Annotated in this window: 17 protein-coding genes and 1 pseudogene; 6 read left to right on the top strand and 12 right to left on the bottom strand. The window is 68.9% G+C overall.

The genetic code is table 11. From position 1 onward, the window contains the following. Window positions 1-48 precede the first annotated feature (48 nt). The gene (locus ACIBK3_RS15295) at window positions 49-1,683 is read left to right on the top strand and encodes a GDSL-type esterase/lipase family protein (RefSeq protein ID WP_399365699.1); all 1,635 of its coding nucleotides are present in this window, start codon (window positions 49-51) and stop codon (window positions 1,681-1,683) included. A 200-nt stretch (window positions 1,684-1,883) separates the two neighbouring features. Here ACIBK3_RS15295 and ACIBK3_RS15290 read toward each other — a convergent pair whose 3' ends face one another. The 3 genes and pseudogenes from ACIBK3_RS15290 to ACIBK3_RS15280 all read right to left on the bottom strand — a co-directional run. Then, the gene (locus tag ACIBK3_RS15290; RefSeq protein ID WP_399365698.1) at window positions 1,884-2,180 is read right to left on the bottom strand and encodes a hypothetical protein; all 297 of its coding nucleotides are present in this window, start codon (window positions 2,178-2,180) and stop codon (window positions 1,884-1,886) included. Window positions 2,181-2,325: 145 nt separating this feature from the next. Beyond that, window positions 2,326-2,520, bottom strand: coding sequence for a hypothetical protein (locus tag ACIBK3_RS15285; protein ID WP_399365696.1), 195 nt, complete (start codon window positions 2,518-2,520; stop codon window positions 2,326-2,328). Between the two features lie 379 nt (window positions 2,521-2,899). Then, window positions 2,900-3,394, bottom strand: a pseudogene (locus ACIBK3_RS15280) (MBL fold metallo-hydrolase); the annotation flags it as partial. Between the two features lie 70 nt (window positions 3,395-3,464). Here ACIBK3_RS15280 and ACIBK3_RS15275 point away from each other — a divergent pair. The 4 genes from ACIBK3_RS15275 (at window position 3,465) to ACIBK3_RS15260 (ending at window position 9,807) form a co-directional block, all read left to right on the top strand. Continuing rightward, complete coding sequence (locus tag ACIBK3_RS15275; RefSeq protein ID WP_399365694.1) at window positions 3,465-3,626, top strand: hypothetical protein; 162 nt, start codon at window positions 3,465-3,467, stop codon at window positions 3,624-3,626. Window positions 3,627-4,227: 601 nt separating this feature from the next. Then, window positions 4,228-6,714 (top strand): ricin-type beta-trefoil lectin domain protein, encoded by a 2,487-nt coding sequence (locus ACIBK3_RS15270; protein ID WP_399365692.1) that lies wholly within the window; start codon window positions 4,228-4,230, stop codon window positions 6,712-6,714. Window positions 6,715-6,991: 277 nt separating this feature from the next. Beyond that, window positions 6,992-7,699 carry an ROK family protein gene (locus ACIBK3_RS15265; RefSeq protein ID WP_399366805.1) on the top strand — a complete coding sequence of 236 codons (708 nt, stop codon included), beginning with the start codon at window positions 6,992-6,994 and terminating at the stop codon, window positions 7,697-7,699. 134 nt (window positions 7,700-7,833) lie between these two features. After that, the gene (locus ACIBK3_RS15260) at window positions 7,834-9,807 is read left to right on the top strand and encodes a glycoside hydrolase family 97 catalytic domain-containing protein (protein ID WP_399365691.1); all 1,974 of its coding nucleotides are present in this window, start codon (window positions 7,834-7,836) and stop codon (window positions 9,805-9,807) included. On the opposite strand, the gene ACIBK3_RS15255 is transcribed toward ACIBK3_RS15260, so the two are convergent. The 6 genes from ACIBK3_RS15255 to ACIBK3_RS15230 form a co-directional block, all read right to left on the bottom strand. Further along, on the bottom strand, window positions 9,699-10,493 hold the full coding sequence (locus ACIBK3_RS15255) for an RICIN domain-containing protein (RefSeq protein WP_399365689.1): 795 nt from the start codon (window positions 10,491-10,493) through the stop codon (window positions 9,699-9,701). The two genes, ACIBK3_RS15260 and ACIBK3_RS15255, sit on opposite strands and share 109 nt — an antisense overlap. Before the next feature lie 89 nt (window positions 10,494-10,582). Continuing rightward, entirely contained in the window at window positions 10,583-12,088 is a 1,506-nt protein-coding gene (locus ACIBK3_RS15250) for an RICIN domain-containing protein (protein ID WP_399365687.1), read from the bottom strand. A 71-nt stretch (window positions 12,089-12,159) separates the two neighbouring features. Then, window positions 12,160-13,695 carry an alpha-N-arabinofuranosidase gene (locus ACIBK3_RS15245; RefSeq protein ID WP_399365685.1) on the bottom strand — a complete coding sequence of 512 codons (1,536 nt, stop codon included), beginning with the start codon at window positions 13,693-13,695 and terminating at the stop codon, window positions 12,160-12,162. Window positions 13,696-13,760: 65 nt separating this feature from the next. Next, window positions 13,761-14,630 carry a carbohydrate ABC transporter permease gene (locus ACIBK3_RS15240; protein ID WP_399365683.1) on the bottom strand — a complete coding sequence of 290 codons (870 nt, stop codon included), beginning with the start codon at window positions 14,628-14,630 and terminating at the stop codon, window positions 13,761-13,763. Beyond that, complete coding sequence (locus ACIBK3_RS15235) at window positions 14,630-15,598, bottom strand: carbohydrate ABC transporter permease (protein ID WP_399365681.1); 969 nt, start codon at window positions 15,596-15,598, stop codon at window positions 14,630-14,632. The genes ACIBK3_RS15240 and ACIBK3_RS15235 overlap by 1 nt, the downstream gene beginning before the upstream one ends. A 15-nt stretch (window positions 15,599-15,613) precedes the next feature. Beyond that, window positions 15,614-16,888: an ABC transporter substrate-binding protein gene (locus tag ACIBK3_RS15230; protein WP_399365679.1), complete on the bottom strand. Its 1,275-nt coding sequence runs from the start codon at window positions 16,886-16,888 to the stop codon at window positions 15,614-15,616. Window positions 16,889-17,202: 314 nt separating this feature from the next. On the opposite strand from ACIBK3_RS15230, the gene ACIBK3_RS15225 reads away from it, so the two are divergent. Continuing rightward, on the top strand, window positions 17,203-18,387 hold the full coding sequence (locus ACIBK3_RS15225) for an ROK family protein (RefSeq protein ID WP_399365677.1): 1,185 nt from the start codon (window positions 17,203-17,205) through the stop codon (window positions 18,385-18,387). A 271-nt stretch (window positions 18,388-18,658) separates the two neighbouring features. On the opposite strand, the gene ACIBK3_RS15220 is transcribed toward ACIBK3_RS15225, so the two are convergent. From ACIBK3_RS15220 to ACIBK3_RS15210, 3 genes are all read right to left on the bottom strand, one after another. Continuing rightward, window positions 18,659-19,396, bottom strand: coding sequence for an NADPH-dependent F420 reductase (locus tag ACIBK3_RS15220; protein ID WP_399365675.1), 738 nt, complete (start codon window positions 19,394-19,396; stop codon window positions 18,659-18,661). A 107-nt stretch (window positions 19,397-19,503) separates the two neighbouring features. Beyond that, window positions 19,504-20,097 (bottom strand): TetR/AcrR family transcriptional regulator, encoded by a 594-nt coding sequence (locus ACIBK3_RS15215; protein WP_399365673.1) that lies wholly within the window; start codon window positions 20,095-20,097, stop codon window positions 19,504-19,506. A gap of 237 nt (window positions 20,098-20,334) precedes the next feature. Next, window positions 20,335-21,174, bottom strand: a complete 840-nt coding sequence (locus ACIBK3_RS15210; RefSeq protein WP_399365671.1) for a helix-turn-helix transcriptional regulator — start codon at window positions 21,172-21,174, stop codon at window positions 20,335-20,337. Between the last annotated feature and the right edge of the window lie 28 nt (window positions 21,175-21,202).

The following is a 21,202-nucleotide window of genomic DNA, read 5'->3' as shown; positions in this document are numbered from 1 at the left end:
CCCACGCGGAAGAGCCGCACGTCCCCACCCAGCAACGAAGGGCCGCACATGCACACCTCCCGAAGACTCGCCGCCAAACTCACGGCCACGGCATCCGCCACCTGTCTGGCCGCCGTCGGACTCGCCCTCGTCCCGGCGGGAGACGCCTCGGCCGCGGGCGCGCCGCAGGGCGGCCACGTCTACGCGCTGACGGCGGCGCACAGCGGCAAGAACGCCGCCGTGCTGTCGGACTCCCTGGCCAACGCGGCGGCGGTCGTGCAGAAGACCGCCTCCGGCGGCCCCGGCCAGCTGTGGGAGGCGGTCGACCACGGCGACGGCACCTTCTCGCTGGTCAACATCAACAGCGGCAAGTGCATGGACGTCCAGAGCGGCTCCGTGAACGCGGGTGCCCCGATCATCCAGTGGCCCTGCACCGGCGCCAGCAACCAGAACTGGACCTTCAACGGTTCGGCGATCGTCTCCGCCCGCAGCGGCCTGTGCCTGGACGTCTCCGACAACTCCACCGCGGAGGACCACGCGATCATCCAGTGGACCTGCAAGAACACGACCAACCAGCAGTGGAGCCTGACCGAGCGCCCGCGCTCGGCGACCTGGGGCCCGAGCATGGTCAGCGGCGGCCAGACCTTCAACGCGCAGACCATCCGGATGGTCATCCACAACAACACATCCGGCGCGGGGCTGCGCATCCGGCTGTCCAACCTGCGCAGCACGACCGCCCTCTCGGTCGGCGCCGTCACGGTGGCGGTCCAGTCCAGCGGCGCCACCGCGGTCGCCGGCACCACGCGTACCGTCACCTTCGGCCGTTCGGCCACGCCGACCATCCCCGCCGGGCAGGAACTGACCAGCGACGTCATCCCGATGCCGGTCGTCGCGGAGCAGAACCTGCTGGTGAGCGTCTACCTCCCGGGCACCACCGGCGCCTCCACCTACCACAACGACGCCCACCAGACCTCCTACCTGTCCGCCGCGGGCACCGGCAACCACGCCGCCGAGGAGGCCGCGACGAACTTCGCCACCACCACGGCCCGCTGGTTCTACGTCGCCGGACTCGACGTCGTGTCACCCACGGCCAAGGGAACCGTCGTGGCCATCGGCGACTCCATCACCGACGGCTCCAGCGCCACCGACAACGCCAACCAGCGCTGGCCCGACTACCTCGCCCGAAGGCTGCAGGCCGAGTCCGGCGGTCAGCGCCTCGGCGTGGCCGATGCGGGCATCGGCGGCAACCGCGTGGTCACCGACAGCCCGTCCGCGCCGCAGGGCATCGCGGCCAAGACCCGGTTCTCCCACGACGTCCTGACCCAGCCGGGCGTGAAGGACGTCATCCTGCTGGAGGGCATCAACGACATCAACACCACCACCGTCACCGCCGACCAGATCATCGCCGGCTACCAGACCATGATCAACCAGGCCCACCAGGCCGGTGTCCGAATCATCGGTGGGACGATCCTGCCGAACTCCACGCAGACCGCAGCCAAGGCCGCCATCCGAGCCCAGGTAAACGACTGGATCCGCACCAGCGGCGCGTTCGACGCGGTGATCGACTTCGACGCGGCGCTCCGGGACCCGGCCAACCCTGCGCAGCTGCTCCCCGCCTACGACAGCGGCGACCATCTGCACCCCAACAGCGCGGGCATGCAGGCCATGGCCAACACGGTGAACCTCGCGCTGCTCACCTCCTGAGCGGTGCCCGCCTCACGGACGGCGTAGTTCCGTTCGGTGCCCCCTCTCCGCGTACGGGGCACCGGACGGAACGGCCCGTGTCATCCGTGCGCCTGCGGGCAGCTGCTGCCGACGATGACGGCCACGGCATACCGGCTCCTCAAGGCCGTCATGGAGACCGCCGTGGACGACGAGCTGATCACACGCAAATCCTTGCCGCATCAAGGTGCCGGTAGGAAAGGGCGGCTGAGCGGCGCATCGCCACGGCCACCCAAGTCGACGCGCCGGCCAACGCCGTCGGGATGCGGTGGCGTCCCTTGATCCATCTCGGCGCCTACGGTCCGATGAAGGACGATCTCCTTCAAAACCCGCTCACGGTCCTTCCCGTCGCCAAGGGCCCGGTACTCGTCCATGAGCCGGTCCATGGCGACATGGTCGCGGCGCTGCCTGGCCAGGATGCTCTGCCGGCCGCCCAGTTCCTCGACCGTCTGTTCCGCGATGGTGATGGTCCTCGGCATGAACCGCTCCCTTCCGTGGACCGGCGACGAGGCCGGCGTCGTCGTCGCCGACGCGACCCCGGACCGGCACGTGTACCCATCGTGCCGGTCACAACGACGCGCCCGTCCGCGGGCACTCCTGGCTGGGCCGCGGCCTCGATCTCTGTCAGGCACCACCAGCCCGGTTCTTCAGCCGGTCTGCCGTGCCGCTGTCAGGAGAACGTGCGTGCTGCCCGCCGTCGGCTTGAGTTCTCTCGTCGTCTGCCGCTTTCGGGCGGGGGAAGAGGAGGTCCTCCAGCGCGTCCATGGCAAGGAGGAATGCCATCATCAGGGCGGGCACGAGCAGAGCAAGCAGGGTCACAGGACCTCCCGGGGGATGGTCGGCCTGTGGAGCCGATGGCGCCGCTTCTCAGGATGGGGCCGGATGGCGTAGTGCGCATGTCATGCGGTGGCGCAGGGTGGGCGCGGGCGGCGCTGTCCGGCCGGGCTGGTTCCCAGGGGTCAGCCGATCGGCCGCCGGACTCCGAGCCACCGCCACCGTGGTGGTGACGCGTACCAGGCAGTGCTTGGTCGGTGTGGAACCGACCGCACCGGAGGGTCGACCCGGGCGAAACGGCCGAGGTCCCTGCCTTCATCGTGCGCCAGGGCACCGGCGTCATCAGCCCCATCAGGGCCCGCCGGTCTCCTGTGAGATCTCAGTCTGCGCGTCGTGGCACGCAGTAGGGCGGGGACGACGCCGCTCAGTAGACCCTCGGAGCGGCACCCGGCGCTGCGGCTATCCGCGCGCGCTGCCCATGACGGCAGTGGACGAGGCGCTCGCCGAGCCCGGCGGCGTCGATCTCGGCGACGAACGCGGCGAGCGGGGAGCGCATCACCGTGTAATCGTGGTAGTGGACGGGGAGGATCAGCCGGGGGTCGAGGCGCCGGGCGAGTTCCGCCCCCTGGGCGCCGTCCATGGTCACGACGAAGCCGCCGGGCAGGCGTGTGCCGCCCAGGTGCAGCACGGCCAGATCGGCGGCCGGGAAACGCCGGGCGATCTCGTCCAGGCCGTCGTACACCAGCGTGTCGCCCGAGACGTACAGCCGCAGACGAGGCGGTCCTGACACGGGACCGAACTCCAGCATGCTGCCCATCACCGGGGGCAGCAGGCCGCGCAGCGCGGGGTGTCCGGCGTGCCGGCCCGGCAGCGCGGTGACACGGACCTGCACGTCGCCGCGCTGGAGGGTGTACCCCTGCCCACAGTTCTGCGCTCAAGAACGCGCGGGGACGCACGGCGCGTGGCACACCGTCGCCTGCGGCCGGATCGTGGAAGGCGCGGCCGATGAGGCCACGCTGGACGTGAAGATCAAGGCCCGCCACTGCGGCGTCCTGCAGTTCCGCGGCGTCCTCTACGGCGTCGACGGACCGCACGGCGGCCATCCCTACGCGGATATCACCACGCCGGCCAGGACCGTCCACGTGCGCTGACCGAGTCACCGGCCACGGGGCCCGCACACCGTCGCCGCGCTGAAGCCGTGACGGCAAGACAAGGGCCGGGCTGCAGGCCGACCGTCCAGAAGACCCTCAACGGCACCAGAACGGACCAGAAGTCGACGAGGTCGGCGTCGATGCCCCATGCCCCATGCAGAGTCGGCGAACCCCGGTCCAACCAGCCGCCGAGCTGATCGGCTTGCCCTGCCGTCCGGGGCTGAGGGTGACGTGCTTGAGTGCGCGTCAGCTTTCGTCATTTGCTCATCACGGCCGCCACCTGCTCAGCGAGAGCGGTCACTCGCGTGGGGCAGCCGCGGGCCGGGAGCGCAGTCTCACCCGAAACCCTTGACGGCAATCGCCAGTGGCTACACACTCTGCAACGCGAAATAACACGACTAAACGAGGCCGAACAAAAAGTCGCAGGCCCTACGAAGGCTCAGCCTGAGTGATGGCCCCACGACCGGGAGTGCCTGGAGTCTGCGTACTGCACTCGCGCCGTAATGGCGTACGCCGCTGTCCGTAGGAGGTGTTCGGGCTTCCGCGGCTGGATCCGTTCGTACCTTTTCTCAGTTGATGACCCAGCGTCCTCGGAGGCGACATGAACCTCAGATCCCCGATCACCCGGAGACTTCCAAGACGGACATCACTCCCGGCCGTCCTCTTCCTCGTCGCCGCCGCGCTGGTGAACTGGTCGGCGCCGGCGGCACAGGCGGCCACCGCGACCTCGATCACCGTCGACGGCTCCGGCACGGGCCGGACCTTCGACGGTGTGGGCGCGATCTCCGGCGGCGGCGGCAACACCCGGCTGCTGATCGACTATCCAGAGCCGCAGCGCAGCCAGATCCTCGACTACCTGTTCAAGCCCGGCTACGGCGCCTCGCTCCAGTCCCTCAAGATCGAAATTGGCGGCGACACCAACACCACTGACGGCGCCGAGGCCAGCCACGAACACACCCAGGGCGTGGTCGACTGCAACCAGGGCTACGAGTGGTGGCTCGCGGAGCAGGCCAAGACCCGCAACCCCGACATCAAACTCTACGGGCTCGCCTGGGGCGCGCCCGGCTGGGTCGGCGGCGGCAGCAACACCTTCTTCACCAGCCCCAACGCGATCAACTACCTGACGGACTGGCTGGGCTGCGCAGCCCAGCACAAGCTGAACATCGACTACCTGGGCGGCTGGAACGAGCGCGGCTACAACACGACTTGGTACGAGAACCTCAAGTCCGCCCTGGTCTCCAAAGGCTACGGTGCCACCAAGCTGGTCGCGGCCGACGACAACTGGTCGGTGGCCGACGCGATGGCCGGCGACCTAACGTTCAAGAACGCGGTGGACATCGTGGGCGTCCACTACCCCTGCGGCTACAGCAACGGCGGGGCCATCGGCAACAAGGCCGACTTCAAGAACTGCCCGAGCAACAGCACCGCGCAGAACCTCGGCAAACCGCTGTGGGCGAGCGAGAACGGGTCAGAGGACGCCGAGGCCGGTGCGACGTCGGTCGCAAGGGCCATCAACCGGGACTACATCGACGGCCGCATGACGGCCTACTACAACTGGCCGCTCGTCGCCGCCCTCTATCCCAACACCTACTTCGCCTTCAACGGGCTGGCCGTCGCCAACCAGCCCTGGTCGGGCCACTACAGCATCGCCCAGACGGCCTGGGTCCTCGCACACACGTCCCAGTTCGCGCAGATCGGCTGGCAGTACCAGGACTCGGCCAGTGGTTACCTGGGCGGCGCTCAGGCCAACGGCAGCTACGTGACACTGAAGTCGCCGAACCACAGTGACTACAGCACCGTCGTCGAGACGGTGGACGCCACGGCCGCGCAGACCCTGACCGTTCACGTCACGGGCGGCCTGTCCACCGGACAGGTCCACATCTGGGGCACCAATCTCAAGTCGCCCAACGACAGCGACCACTTCGTGCACACCACCGACGTCACCCCCTCCGGTGGCAGCTACACGCTGACCCTGCAGCCCGGCTACGTGTACTCGGTCACCACAACGACCGGGCAGGGCAAGGGAACCGCCACCTCGCCCTCGGCAGCCCCGCTGAGCCTGCCGTACTCCAACAACTTCGAGACCCCGGCGACCACCACGTCCCCGCGGTACTTCACCGACATGAACGGCGCCTTCACGACTGTGGCCTGCGGCGCGGGGCGCACCGGCACCTGCCTCCGCCAGATGGCACCAGCGGCTCCCGTCCGCTGGACCAACGAGAACTACTACGCCCCGTACACCTTCATGGGCGACGACTCATGGGGCAACTACACCGTCACGGCGGACACGATGCTGGAGCAGTCCGGAGCTGTGGAGTTGCTGGGCCGCGTCGGCATGCAAGGTCGGAACGACAACGGACTGCAGGCGTACCACCTGCGGGTGAGCAGCACCGGCGCGTGGTCGATCGTCAAGTCTGATGTCAGCAGCAACAACACATGGGCGTTCACGACCCTCGCCAGCGGCTCAACGACGGCACTGGGCACCAACCGGTGGCACACCGTCTCACTGACGATGCAAGGGCCGACCATCAGTGCCACACTCGACGGCACGGCTCTGGGCAGTGTCACGGACAACAGCTACACCCACGGCCGCGCCGGACTGGGCACCGTGGACTCCACCGGTAGCGTGAACGGGGGCGGATACCAGACGCAGCAGTTCGACAACTTCTCCGTCACCCCGGGGAGCAACCCGACCCCCACCCGTTCCGGCGCCGTTCCCTCCGGCATCTCCGGCAAGTGCCTCGACCTCAACGCAGGCAACACCACCAACGGCACCGCGGTGCAGCTCTACGACTGCAACCAGAAGCCAGGGTCACAGACCTGGACCTACAACACCGACGGCACCCTGACCATCGGCGGAAAATGCCTGGATGTCGTAAAGCAGGGCGTGACCAACGGCGCCCTCGTCGACGTCTGGACCTGCAACGGAGGAGACAACCAGAAGTGGACTCAGCAGGCTGACGGCAGCCTGCGCAGCATGCAGTCCGGACGCTGCCTGGACGTCCCCGGCGGCACCACCGCCAACCTCACCCAGCTGACCATCTGGAGCTGCAACAACGGCACCAACCAGAAATGGACCCTGCCGTAGCCGAGCAGCGCCGGTCTCAGGGACTGGGCCGCAGCGCCGCGCGCCCAGTCCCTGAGACAACGGTGAGCTGGGTGTGTCATGAATCAGGTGTGGATCTCCCCGAGGGAGTGAACCTGTTGCGTGTGACGGCTGATCACTGATCGATACCGCGGACGGCGTGTCGCCTGCCGGGACCGGCGATGGCGCGCTTGTGCTGCGGTCAGTTCCGGGCGCGGCACGGCGGCCTGCGCGGCGGCCTGGTCGCCGCCGATGACGGTGCCGACGTGCTCGGCAGGCACTGTGCCCGGCCTGCCCGGTCTGCTGCTGCCAGGCGGCGCGAATTGGGGTCGGCCAGAGCACTACGCGTCACCTGCCCGGCCACCGGGCTGAACGCCCGCAGGCCGGCGGTGAGTTCGAGCGGCCGCGCGGTGTCCCGGTTGACGGCGAAGACGGTGAGCGTCCCGTCTTCCACGGGGTAGCGGCGAGCAGAGCGAGACGCAGGTTATGCGCGCTACACCCCTTCGTCAACAAGCCAGAAAAAGTCTGTGCACGGCAGTTCCAACGGCGCACACCCCGTGGATACGATCAGGCGCCCCAACCGCATCGAGTACAGGACGGCGTCGTTGAACCGGACGTACCAGGACATTCGCCGGACCAACCGTTTCGCAGTGATGCAGCATCTCATCGCCTGGCGCCCGCCGTCGGGCGCGACAGCGCCCACGCGGCCGGCGACCCCGCCGCACAACAGGTGATCGCCACGACCGGCCGCTACCTCGGCATCGCCATCGCCAACCTGATCAACCTGTGCAACCCGCAGATCATCGTGCTCACCGGCTGGGTCGCCGACAGTCTGGGAAACGCCATGCTGCCGCACGTACGCGCCACCGCCGCCCGCTACGCGCTCGCCGAACCCTGGGAAGGCACCGAGATCAGTCTCTGCCCCATCGACCGCAACCCGGTCAGCCTCGGCGCGGCGACCCTCGTCCTGGAGGGATTCCTGTCCTGACACTCCTGCCGCGAGCGGCTCCAGCTTGAGGACCGAACCCCCGGGCCCGCCCAACTGCGCCTGCGACCAGGGACGTCGGGCCTTGTTTGTTTGAGTTCCCATCGAAATGCATGCAATGGAGAGGTGTACGAGTCATGGCAGATCCAGCGAACCAGGCCACACCTGAACAGCCGTCGACCGGCGCCCCGGGACGGCTCTCGCGGCGTGGACTCCTCAAGGGCGCCGCCGTCACCATGGGAGCCGCGGCGCTGGGTGCCGGCGCCGCCGGGACGGCCGCGGCGGCCGACAGCTCGATCACCGCGACGGCCCCCGACGGCAGCAACACCATCACGATGTCGCTGACTTCGGGCGCGCTCAGCTGGTCGGCGAAGCGAAGAGGCGCGCCGGTGGCCGGCACTTCGGCTCTCGGCCTCAAGCTGAGCGACGGGACGGTGCTCGGCGCCGCCGGCACTGTGATCACCAACTACCAGCACTGGACCATCGACAACACCTGGACTCCGGTGTACGGCCGCAACGCGAGCGTCCGCGACCGGTACCAGGAGATGCGCTGGAACCTCCAGGACACCGCTTCGCTGATCAACTTCAGCGTCCAGATCCGCGCCTACCCGACGGGCGTCGCCTTCCGGTACGTGCTGCTCGACAAGGGGACCGCCACCATCGCCGACGAGCTGAGCACGTTCGTCTTCCCCGACAGCACCCTGGTCTACAGCGCGCGTGACGAGGACCCCTACAACCCGGTCGCGCCCGGCTCGATCCCCTCCACGGGCACCTCGACCACGGACAACGGCCCGCTGACCGACCTGCCGCTGACCGCCACCTATGCCGGCGGCAGCCTGATCGCCTGCATCTGCGAATCCTCCCGTCTCAACTTCCCGCGGCTGATGCTCAGCTCCGTCTCCGGGCAGCCGGGCACCCTCGCCGCCTACCTGATGGAGCACACCGCCCGCGGTTCGGACACGGTCCAGACGACCTCGACGGTCACCACGCCGTTCGCCACGCCCTGGCGGGCGATAGTGACCGGCTCCACCCACGCCGAACTGGTCGACAACGCCGAGCTGGTGCTCAACCTGGCCCCCGCGAACGCGTTGGCCGACACCTCGTGGATCAAGCCCGGCAAGGCCTTCCGTGTACAGCTGACCACCGCCGCCGGGATGGCGGGCGTCGACTTCGCCGTGGCTCGCGGCCTGCAGTACATCGAGTACGACGGCGGATGGTACGGCGACGCCGACCACAGCACCGACGCGACGAAGCCGATACCGGAGATCGACCTGTCCTCGGTCATCTCCTACGCCACGAGCAAGGGCATCGGCGTCATCCTCTACGTCGACCGCAGAGCGGCGGGCAACCCCGACAGCCTGTTCGGCCTCTACAAGAGCTGGGGCGCCGTGGGCGTCAAGCTCGGGTTCATCAACGACGGCACCCAGGCGATGACGAACCAGATCACGAACTGGGTCAGGACGGCGGCCAAGTACAAGCTGCTGATCGACATGCACGACGACGTGCGGCCGTTCGGCTACGAACGGACGTACCCGAACTGGATCACCATGGAGGGCGTGCGCGGCAACGAGCGCTTCCCGACCGCGAGCCACAACGTGACCCTGCCGTTCGCCCGCAACATCGGCGGGCCGATGGACTACACCATCTGCTACGGCCAGTCGCGGGACCGGACCACCAACGTCCACCAGATGGCCATGGCGGCGGTCTTCTACCAGCCGCTGAACTTCCTGTACTGGTACGACTCGCCGTCCAAGTTCGCCAACACGTCCAACTGGCCGGGGCTGCCATGGTTCGACGCCATCCCCACCACCTGGGACCAGAGCCGCACCCTGGCCGGATCGATCGGCCAGTACGTCGCCGTCGCCCGCCGCCACGGCGACACCTGGTACATCGGGGCGATGACCAACGAGACGTCCCGGACCCTGTCGCTTCCGCTGACGTTCCTGGGCAGCGGAACGTACACGGCGACCGTCTACGCCGACGGCACCCCGGGCACCAGCCCCTACCAGACGCCGGTCGTGGTCAGCACCCGGACGGTCACCTCGGCCACCACGCTGGACGTGGCGATGGCTTCCGCGGGCGGCCAGGCGATCATCCTCAAGCCGAGCTGACACGACGGGCGCGGGTTCCGTCGGTGATGGTGATGCACTTCCGACCTCGGAGGCAGAGCTCGCAAGGCCGGCAAAATCCAGTGCTGTCGAGGGTCAACACCCATCGCGTTGATCACTCGTTGCTGTTGGTGGTGCGAGCCCGCCCTGCGGTGGCCTCTTGTTACGCCGAGCCGTTCGAGCTCCCTCACAGACCCGGGGGAGGGTAGCGCGAGGCAATCAGAACGGGAGACCTGGGCGGCGCCCTGGCCGCCAACGCGCCGACGCCGCACGACCGTTACGGGCGCCGCCCTGAGGGCTGTCGATGACGACACCCTCGACCCGATCTGCACGCCAAGGTCGTTGCCGAGTACGCCCTCCGCGCCCGGACCGAGGGCGTGCGATGGGCCTCGGCGCGGCCGGGGAATTCCGCACCGCACCGTTCCGTCACAGGGCGTCGAGCTGCCACTGCTGGTTGGTGCCGGTACCGGCGGGCCACTGGATGACGCGGCCGTTGTCGCTCGTGGAGCCGTCTGCGACGTCCGCGCACCGCCGTTGCGGACGTTGACGAGCCGGTAGTGGGCGCCATCCACGTCGACGAGTTTCCACCGCTGGCCCTCGCCGCCCGTGTCCTGCCACTGGACGAGCTGGGTGCCCTGGGCGGAGTCGCCCAGGCTGTCGAGGACCTTGCCGCTGTGGCGAGCGGACAACGTCCCGGTCCGCGCCGGCCCCCGTGAGGTGACTTCGGTATGGGGCGTGCCCCGGCGGCCCGCTCCCTGAGAGCCGCCGGGGCGCCCGTTCAGGAGATGGTCCAGGTCTCGGTGTTGGCGCTCGCGCTGCCACCGAGCTCCTGGTCCACCGCCGCTCCCTGGGTGGTCGAGCCCGCGACCCCGATGTTCAGGCCGCTGCCGACGCCGACCAGCATGTAGTTGCTGCCGGTGTAGCTGCCGGTCAGGTCGAGGGCCCACTGCTGGTTGGTCCCGCCGTTGCAGGTCCACTGCTGCAACTGGACGCCCGTGGCGGCCGACTTGCCCGGGACGTCCAGGCACAGCCCGCTCTTCACGCTCTTGAGCGTGTAGATGTTGTCCGCCACCCGCGTGAGGGTCCACTGCTGGTTCGTAGCGCCGGTGGACGGCCACTGGATGATCTTGGCGCCGGTCGCGGTGGAGCCGCCGGAGACGTCCATCAGCATCGAACTGCTGACGTTCTTCAGGGTGTGGACCCCCTCCGACGGGATCCCGCTGCCGGCCGTCCACGTGCCCGCGCCCACGTCGAGGGACCAGGTCGGGTACTGACCGAGGTTCACCGTCGTGCCCCGGATGGTCAGCGGCAGCCAGATCAGCTTCGACGCGCCCAGGTTGGAGGTGTCCCAGCGGTCACCGGCGTAGATGTACGTGGTGCCGGAAGTGCCCTGGACCGTGATGACGTTCGCGGTCTGACTGCCGTAGGTGTGGGTGCCGGGGGCGGCGAAGTCGCGGAACGCCGACCACGGGCCGCTCAGCGAGGTGGCGGTGGCGTAGATGTTGTCGTTCAGGCTCCAGCCCGTCAGGTGGGAGCCGAACATGTAGTACATGCCGTTGATCTTCACCATGGCGGGCGACTCGACGCTGCCGCTGCTGCCGCCGCTGCCCAGCACCGCCACCGCGCTGTCCACGGAGAGGTAGTCGGCGGACAGCTTGTAGATGCGCAGGCCGTTGTTGCGGTCCTCGCTCAGCAGGTAGCCGGTGCCGTCGGTGTCCTGGAACAGGCCGATGTCACGGCTGAGGTTGCCCATCGGGCGGAAGCTTCCCCGGTAGCTGTAGGGACCGCACGGGGTGCTGCTGGTGGCCACGCCGACTCTGGCGTCGGCGTAGTTGGTGCTGTCGATGTGCATGTACATCACGTACGTGCTGGTCGACGCGTTGTAGATGACCTTCGGCCGCTCCACGATGCGGCTGGGCCCCAGGTCACCGCTGGCCTGCAGGGACAGGGCCTGACGCTGGTAGGTCCAGTTCGCCAGGTCGGTCGAGGTGTAGCAGGGGATGTCCTGGAAGGACGTGTCCCCCGACGCCCTGCCGGTCTTGTCCTCGCCGAAGCCGTACCAGGTGCTGCCCACCTTGATGATGCCGAGGCCGTGCAGCTGGAGCGCGTTGCCGTTCTGGTCGGTCCGGTCGGCACCCGTCGTGAACGTCACCGAGGCCGCTTGTGCCTGCGTGACGGGTACGAGCAGGGCGGCGAGGCCGCCGAGCAGGGTCAGGAGCGTGGCGAAGGTGGTCCGCCACCGGGTGCGCGGTGGCGGTGTGCGGTGCGATGTGGTGTCGGGCATGGTGTCGCCTCTCCGTTGAGGTCCGGGGATGGTGCGGGGGTACGGGGCGAGCGGTGGGACCCTGGGGCCGCTCAGGGGGCGAGCGGGATGGTGATGGTGTTCCAGGACATCGGTGGCAGCAGGGCGCTCAGCCGTCCGCCGTGCGTGACGGTGCCGGTCACCGGCTTCGGCGTCACGCGGTCCTGATGCTGGATGGTGTTGGCCGCGTGACGGTCGGGGTCGGCGAGAGCAGTATGCGTCATCTGCCCGGCCACCGGGCGGAACGCCCGCAGATCTGCGGTGAGTTCGAGCGGCCGAGCGGTGTCCCGGTTGACGGCGAAGACGGTGAGCGTCCCGTCCTCCCGCCGGACGGCGGTCGCGTGCAGCAGTGGCACCTCGCCGTAGCGGGCGGTGTCGTGGACGGGGCTGTCCAGGGCGAGCCGGAGCACCTGGCCGCGGCCGTGGCGGGCCGCGTCGGCGAAGGGGTGGAAGATGGTCTGCCGCCAGGCCGGGCCGCCGGGCTCGGTCATGATGGGGGCGATGACGTTCACCAGCTGGGCGAGGCAGGCCGCGGTGACGCGGTCGCAGTGGCGCAGCAGGGTGATCAGCAGGCTGCCGACCACGACGGCGTCGGTGACGGTGTAGACGTCCTCGAGCTGGCGCGGAGCCACGCTCCAGTCCGGGGTGTCGGTGTTGTTGACCGGCCGGCTCTGGTACCAGACGTTCCACTCGTCGAAGGAGAGGTCGATCCGCTTGCCGGAGTGGCGCTTGGCCCCGATGTGGTCGGCGGTGGCGACCACCCCGTCGATGAAGGCTTCCATGTCGGCGGCCGAGGCGAGGAAGCTGTCGACGTCGCCGTCGCTCTCCTCGTAGTAGGCGTGGCAGGAGATGAAGTCGACGAGGTCGTACGTGTGCTCCAGGACCGTCGCCTCCCAGGCGCCGAAGGTCGGCATCGAGCGGTTGGAGCTTCCGCAGGCGACCAGTTGCAGACCGGGGTCGACATCGCGCATGGCCTTGGCGGTGACGGCGGCGAGGCGGCCGTACTCGTCGGCGTTCTTGTGACCGAGCTGCCAAGGGCCGTCCATCTCGTTGCCCAGGCACCACAGCCGGATGCCGTGCGGCTGGTCCACGCCGTGCGAGCGGCGCAGCTCGGAGAAGGCCGTGCCGCGAGGGTGGTTGGTGTACTCCAGGAGGTCGAGTGCCTCTTGCAGGCCGCGGGTGCCGAGGTTGACGGCCTGCATCGGCTCGACGTCGGCCTTGGCCGCGAAGCGCATGAACTCGTTCAGCCCGAACCGGTTCGTCTCGACGGTCCGCCAGGCGCCGTCGAGCCGGCGGGGCCGCTGCTCCACCGGGCCGACTCCGTCTTCCCAGCGGTAGCCGGAGACGAAGTTGCCCCCGGGGTAGCGGACCATGGTGACGCCGAGTTCCCGGATCAGGGCCAGGACGTCGGTGCGCAGTCCGTCCTCGTCGGCGCTCGGGTGGTCCGGTTCGAAGACGCCGGTGTAGACGCAGCGGCCGAGGTGCTCGACGAAGGATCCGAACAGCCGCGGATTCACCTCGCCGACGGTGAAGTGGGGGTCCAGATGTATGGCCCCTGCGAGCGGCGGGTGGCCGGCGGGGTTGGGCATGGGTCACTCCGGGGTGGATCGGTGCGAAGAGTGGTGTTCCGTACGATTGCCGGGGCGCTCCGCGGTCAGCCCTTGATGCCGGTGTGCGCGACGCCTTCGACCAGGTACCGCTGCAGGAAGAGGAAGACGAGCACCAGCGGCAGGATGGACACGGTGGCGGCGAGGAACAGCTCGTGGATGTTGACGGTCTGCGCGGTGGTGAAGGTCGACAGGGCCACCTGCACCGTCCAGCTGGACTGGTCCTGGCCGATGACCAGCGGCCACAGGAAGGCGTTCCAGTTGGTGATGAACGTGATCACCGCGATCGCCGAGAAGAAGCCGGTGGAGTTGGGGACGACGATCCGCCAGTACGTGCCCCAGCTGCCGAGACCGTCGATCCGGGCGGCCTCCTCCAGTTCCTTGGGGAAGCCGAGGAAGTACTGCCGGAAGAGGAAGGCGGTGAAGCCGCTGAACAGGCCCGGCACGATCAGACCTTGCAGACTGGAGACCCAGCCCAGTGACGACACGAGGACGAAGCTGGGCACGAAGGTGACCGCGCTGGGGATCATGAGGGTGGCCAGCACCGCATAGAAGATCTTGTTGGCGTGCCGGTACGGGACACGGGCCAGCGCGTAGCCGGCCAGGGAGCAGACCAGCAGTTGCCCGGCGGTGCCGAGCACCCCGACGACGAGCGAGTTCCACATGCTGTGCGCCATGGGAACCGCGGGGTCGTCGAACAGCTCGGAGATGTTCTCCCAGTGCAGCACGGTCGGGAAGAACGTCCAGTTCACCCCGGTGAGGTCGGCGTCGGTGGCCAGGCTGTTGCGGATCAGCAGATAGAACGGGACCAGGAACAGCAGCGCCGCGACGACCGCGCCGGTGTAGACGGCGACGCTGCCGGCCCGTCCGCTCACCGCACGTGGACGGCCGCGGACCTGGGTGCTGGAGGTGGCCATCAGCTGTCCGCCTTTCCGAAGCCGAAGATCCTGCCCTGCAGCAGCGTCACCGTCGTGATGAGTCCCGACAGCACCAGCGCCCCCGCGCTGCCGTGGCCGAAGTCCTGCCCCTGCCCGAGGGCCGTGTAGTAGAGGTAGACCAACGGCGGCCGGGCGTAGGGGGTGTTGGGCAGCAGGTTGTAGAACTCGTCGAACGCCTGGTAGGCCGCGATCAGCAGGAGCAGCACCACGGCGACCGAGGTGGTGCGCAGCTGCGGCAGGGTGATGTGCCGGAAGGTCTGCCACCCCGGTCGGGCGCCGTCCGTCCAGGCCGCTTCGTACAGTTCCCTGGGGATCTGCTGCAGGGCGGCCAGGAAAAGGATCATGTAGAAGCCCAGCTGGAGCCAGAGCCGTACGGTGACCAGCACCAGCCAGTACCAGGGCGGGGAGACGGTGCCGATCCAGGCGATGGGGTCGATCCCGAACCAGCCCAGGACGGTGTTGGCGAGACCGAAGCGCACCCCGTTGAAGATCGACAGCTTCCACACCATCGAGGCCACGACGTAGGAGCACGCGGTGGGTATGAAGAACACCGAACGGAAGAAGGCACGGGCGACGCGGATGCGGTGGACGAGCAGCGCGAGTGCCAGAGCCAGGACGTAGGTGAGAGGTACGACGATCACCGCGAAGAGCGTGAAGGTCCACAGGCTGTCGGTGAACGGCCCTTCGGTGAGGATGTCCGCGTAGTTGTCCAGGCCGACGAACTTCGTCGGGGTGACCGTGTTCTGGGCCTGGAAGAGGCTCAGGTAGAAGCTCCAGCCGACCGGCACGTAGACGAACAGCAGGAGACCGGCCAGGAAGGGACCCGCGAAGAGCCAGAAGGTGCGGGTGCTGCCTCGCACCCCGTGCCTGTCACCTCTCGCCTTCGCCACGGGGCCGGGTGGCGCGGTGGCGCCCGGACGGGCGCCACCGGTGGTGGTGGTTGTCATGCCTGTCAGGGCCCCTCAGACGATCTTCTTGAGTTCGGCCTCGACCCGGGTGCGGGCCTTTGCCACCTCGGACTCGGGGCTCTTTCCGCTGACCACGGCGTTGTTCACCATGTCCTGGGAAATCGTGATCATGCCCTGGGTCCAGTACGGGTCGTCGTAGTGCCCGTTCGTCTCGAAGAGCTTCACCGCTTCGGCGGCGGTGCCGCTCTGCAGCTTGGTGGCCTTGGCCGCAAGGCTCTTGCGCGGGGGGATGTGGAAGCCGTAGGAGGTGCACCAGTCCTCCTGGAGCTTCGTCTGCTCGATCCACAGCCACTTCACGAACGCCTTGGCCGCGTCGACGTCCTTGGCCTTGGCGCTTACGTACGTGGACCAGCCGCCGTTGTAGACCACCGGGCGGCCGGCGCTGCCGATGCCGGGCAGGGGGACGATGCCGAAGTCGTCGCCCAACGCCTTCTGGATGCCGGGCATCGCCCACAAACCGCACCACTGCATCGCCGTCAGGCCCTGAATGAACGCCGACGGGTCCCACCAGTCGGTGGGGGCGCCGAGCAGCAGCGTCTTGCTGGTGTAGAGCTCGCGCATCTTCTTCAGGCCCTCGACAGTCGCCGGGGTGTCGAAGGCGACCTTGTGGTCGGCGGTCAGCAGCTCACTGCCGGTGGCCCAGATCAGGGGATTGACCAGGATGTCGCTGCCGGCCTTCAGGCCGAGGTACAGGCCCTTGACCCCACCGTCGGTGAGCTTGCGGGAGGCCTCTATGAGTTCGTCGAAGGTGGTCGGGGGCTCGATGCCGGCCTTCTCGAGCATGCTCTTGCGGTAGTACAGGAACTGCGGGTCGTCGATCATGCGGATGCCGTAGACCTTGCCGTCAACCGAGTTGGCGGTCAGATCCTTCTCCGTGAAGTCGGACTTCACGTCCGCGATGATGTCGTCCAGCGGCACGATCTGCCCGGACTTGGCCATCTGCACATCGGGGTGGAACTCGAAGACATCCGGGCCGTTGCTGGACACCAGGCCGCTGGCCAGTTTCGAGTTGTAGTCACCGGGGATCCACTGCACGGACACGTCGGCCTTGGTGTACGCCTTCGCGTACCGCAGCGCCGCCTGCTGGGTGCCCGCCTCGCCGTACTGGTGGTACCACTGGCTGATCGCCGCCTTGCCGCCGGCGGAGCCGCCGCCACGACCGGTGTTCCCGCCGCACGCGGCGAGGAATCCCGCCGCCGCCACGGTGCCGGAGGCGCGCAGGAAAGATCTGCGGCCGAACGATCTGCTGGGGTTCTGCTCAGGGGACATGGCCACCTCTGCTGTGAAGAACGGGTGTGGGTCCGGGCCTTGGGAACGAGGCCGCGACGGCGGGTGATGACGCTGTGGACGGCCGCGGAGTGCGGCCGGTACGAGCGCGACGCGAAGCCCGCGGGGTGGGGGCACGCAATCGCGGGGGGAATTCCTACCGCTGACGGGGTGGCAGCGAGCAGGGCGAGACGCAGGTTATGCGCGCTACACCCCTTCGTCAACAAGCCAGAAAAAGTCTGTGCCGGGTAGTTTCAGTGGCGTGCGCCTGCGGATACGATCAGGCACCCGCCCCCTCCGAGCACAGGACAGCGTCGTTGAAGCGCACCTACCAGGACATTCGCCGGACCAACCGTTTCGCTGTGATGCGGCACCTCATCGCCTCGGCACCCGTCGTCAGGCGTGACATCGCCGCAGCCACGGGTCTGTCGGTGGCGACCGCGTCCGACATCGTCAGCGAGTTGCACGACGTGCGGCTCCTGGCCGAGATCGGACAGCAGGCTTCGGGGGGCGGACGTCCGCGGAACCTTCTCGCACCCGACCCCGACGGCCCCCGGCTCATCGGCGTCGACATCGCCGAGACCTACGTCCATGCCGAGATTTTCGATCCCGCGCTGCGGGTCCTGGCCAGAGCCGAGCAGGAACTGCACCCGCACGACAACCCGCCGGACTACGTCGTGGACCGCATCGTCCGCGGCATCGACGACGCGATCGCGCAGGCCCGGACGCCGCGCGACAGAATCCTCGGAATCGGCGTCAGCATTCCCGGCCAGGTACGGCCGGACGGCACGGCCTCCGTCTTCGCCCCGAACTGGAAGTGGAACGACGTGCCGCTGCGGGCCCTGCTCACCGACCGGCTCCCTGATGTGCCGGTCCTCCTCGACAACCCGTTGCGTGCGAGCACCGTCGCCGAACTGTGGTTCGGTGCCGCACGCGGCCGCGACGACGTCGCCGTCCTCACCCTGGGAACCGGCGTCGGCGCGGGCCTGGCCATCCAGGGGGCGCTCTACCGCGGGGCCACGAACACGGCCGGCGAATGGGGCCACACCAACCTGGTCATCGACGGCCGCAACTGCCGCCGCGGATGCGTCGGATGCGTGGAGACCTACGTGGGCGCTCCCGGCATCATGCAGCACCTCGCGGAGACCGACCCGGACAGTCCGCTCCTGCACCCCGACGACCAGACGGCGACCATCAACGCCCTGGCCACCGCCCACGCGGCCGGCGACCCCACCGCACAACAGGTGATCGCCACGACCGGCCGCTACCTCGGCATCGCCATCGCCAACCTGATCAACCTGTGCAACCCGCAGATCATCGTGCTCACCGGCTGGGTCGCCGACAGTCTGGGAAACGCCATGCTGCCGCACGTACGCGCCACCGCCGCCCGCTACGCGCTCGCCGAACCCTGGGAAGGCACCGAGATCAGTCTCGGCCCCATCGACCGCAACCCGGTCAGCCTCGGCGCGGCGACCCTCGTCCTGGAGGGATTCCTGTCCTGACCCTCCTGCCGCGAGCGGCTCCAGCTTGAGGACGGACCCCCGGACGCGCCGGATCCCGCATCTCCCAAAAAAGCGGCTGGACATGCGCGATCCGGGACGGTGATCGGCCCTGCGGCATGAGAGGAACAGTCCCGTCGCGACGTCAAGAAGATCCGATCGACGTGTCGCTTTCGGGAGACACTGACGAAATCGTCCGGGCCCGAGCGGGCCAAGGCCGTGGCGAGAATGGCCTGGTGTACGCCCAGGGCGCACGAGAGCCGCGTCGGGTGACTCAGCGGTGGGCGGCGCGGTTCATCTCGACGACGTCGTCGACGGTGGGATCGGCGCCGAGGGCGGCCAAGCGTTCCGGCAGGCTGTCGCGGATGGCAGCGTCCTTGGCGCGGTCGGCCGCGGCCAGGGCCGCCGGCAGTTCGCCGATGGTCAGTTCAGTGCAGTAGGCGGGGCTGTTCGGCTGCTGGCGCCAGGAGTCGGCCAGGGTGCCGGCGTCGTAGGGGTCGAAGCCGGTGTCGTCCACGAGCTGCATGGCCACGCGACGCGCCTGGTCGGTGTCGCCGGCGACGGGGATGGCGATGCGGCCGGGGGTTCCGGCCGGGACGCCCCGGGTCCGCTGGGTTTCGGCCAGGGCGGCGTTCCACGCCTTGACCACGGGGCGGCCGAGCAGCTCGGCGGTGTACACGCTCTCCACCTGGCCGTTGTCCACCGCCTCGATCGGCTCGCTGAGCATGCCGGGGTAGTAGTTCGAGGTGTCGATGACCACCGTCTCGTCGGGCACCGACGCGAACAGGTCCGCCAGCTTGCCCGCCACCCCGAACGGGATCGCCAGGACGATGACGTCCCGGCCCTGGACGGCGTCGGCGAGCTCCACCGCGCGGGCCCCGGACTCCAGCACCTCGGCCCGGACGGCCCCGGGGCCGCGGGCGTCGGCCACCTGGACGTCGTGACCGGCCGTGCTGAGCTTGGCGGCGAGGTTCCCGCCGATGGCTCCGGCGCCTATAACAGTAATTTTCATGATTTGTCCCTTGAGGGGTTGTGCCGCCGCTGGGGGCAGCGCGAGGTGATGGCCGTGTGGTGGTCCGCCTGGCGTTGGGGGCGGGGCCGGGCCGGGTGTCTGGCGGTTTACGCCTGGGTGTCCTGCTGGCGGTAGCCGCTCGCGATGAGCGTGCGGAGCCGGTCGAGCGACTCCTCCTCGGTACCCGTGCCCTTGATCCAGGCAACGGAGCAGGCCGCGAGGAACAGGTCGTGCCCCCGCACCGACGCGCGCACGCGCCCCGCGAGCTGCGCGGCTCGCACGTACTGATCGGTGGCGGAGATGAGGATGTCGCAGGGAATCGTGAGCGGGTTGTCCGGATCCTGCGCCCTGGCCGCGGCCATGAGCGGGTCCGGCAGACCGCTGAAGGCGCTGAAGTACTCCTCCATCGCCCGCAGCCACTGCTCCAGCGCCTCGGCGGGGTCGCCGAGGCGCTCGATGTCCGCCTGGCGGGCCACCAGTTCCTCGGAGCGCGTCTGCAGCACGGCCGCCAGCAGCGCCTCCCGGGTGGGGAAGTGCCGGTACAGGGTGCCGGGCCCGACGCCCGCCTCCTTGGCCACCGCCTCCAGGGAGGTACCGACCCCGTGCTGCAGGAAGTGGCGCTGCGCGGTCTCCAGGAGCGCAGCGCGGTTGCGCTGCACGTCCGCGCGGGGCTTGCGTCCCCGCTGTTGAACGGCGCTCATGCGTCCTCCTGCCTGCCGAGATCCTGCGGTCGCATCAAAACGGATGCTGCCTCCGTATGTATTCGAGAGTAAAACGGAGGCGGCATCCGGTCAAATGGGCGGCCCGACCACAGAGCCCGGACAGCACAGGGGTCCCACCTGTCTGGCCGCAGAGCGCAGGGCAAGAGCCGTGCGGGTTGCACCATTCCAGGGTGCCTTGTCCGGCCTCTCTCGGCCGAGCCCCCCAGGTCCAGGGCGTCAGGGGGTGAGCTGTTGGTGTCCGATGACGGAGAGCAGTTCGAGTTTGCTGTGGCTCTCCGTGCCGGGGCGGGTGGTCAGCACCACCAGGGTCTGGGCGCGGTTCTCGGTGTACAGGAGCTGGGCGTCGACGTCGATGCGGCCGAGTTCGGGATGGAGGATGGTCTTGCAGTCGTCGTAGCGTTGGGCGACCTCCTGAAGTTCCCACATGCGGACGAACTCGGGGCTGTGTTCCTGGAGTTCGGCGAGGATCCGGGCGGCTCGGGGGGTGTCGCTGCCGGCTGTCAGCGCGGCCCGCAGGCGTGCCGCCTGGGCGCGGCCGTGGCGTTCGTGGGTCTCCTCGGGAACCATCAGACGTTCGGCCGGGTCCATGAACCAGCGGTAGTAGCCGCTACTGGCCAGACCGGTGTGGCGGGTCTGGTCGCCGAGCAGTGCGACGGCCAAGGGGTTCATCGCGAGGGTGTCGAACAAGTCGGTCTGCACGAGGGCCGGGGAGTCGTCCAGGCGGTCCAGGACCCGTAGCAGCGTCGGGCTGACGTGTTCGGAACGCTGGAAACGGGCTGGGGCGTTGTGGCCGATGAGGACGAAGAGATGGTCGCGTTCGTCCAGGGTGAGCCGCAGTGCCCGGGCGAGAGCCGCGGTGATCTGGACGGAGGGCTGCGGAGCACGCTGCTGTTCCAGCCGGGCGTAGTAGTCGGTGGACATGCCGGCGAGCTGCGCGACCTCCTCGCGGCGCAGCCCCTGCGTACGCCTGCGTGGCCCCTCGACCAGCCCGACGTCGCGCGGGCGCAGCGTCTCACGCCGGCGACGCAGGAATTCCGCCAGTTCCTTCTTGTCCATGCGCCCATCCTCGCCGCATCCCGTCCGG

It is taken from the genome of Streptomyces sp. NPDC050287 (assembly GCF_044459385.1).
Taxonomy (GTDB): domain Bacteria; phylum Actinomycetota; class Actinomycetes; order Streptomycetales; family Streptomycetaceae; genus Streptomyces.
This window is presented reverse-complemented; position numbering and strand designations above follow the sequence as displayed.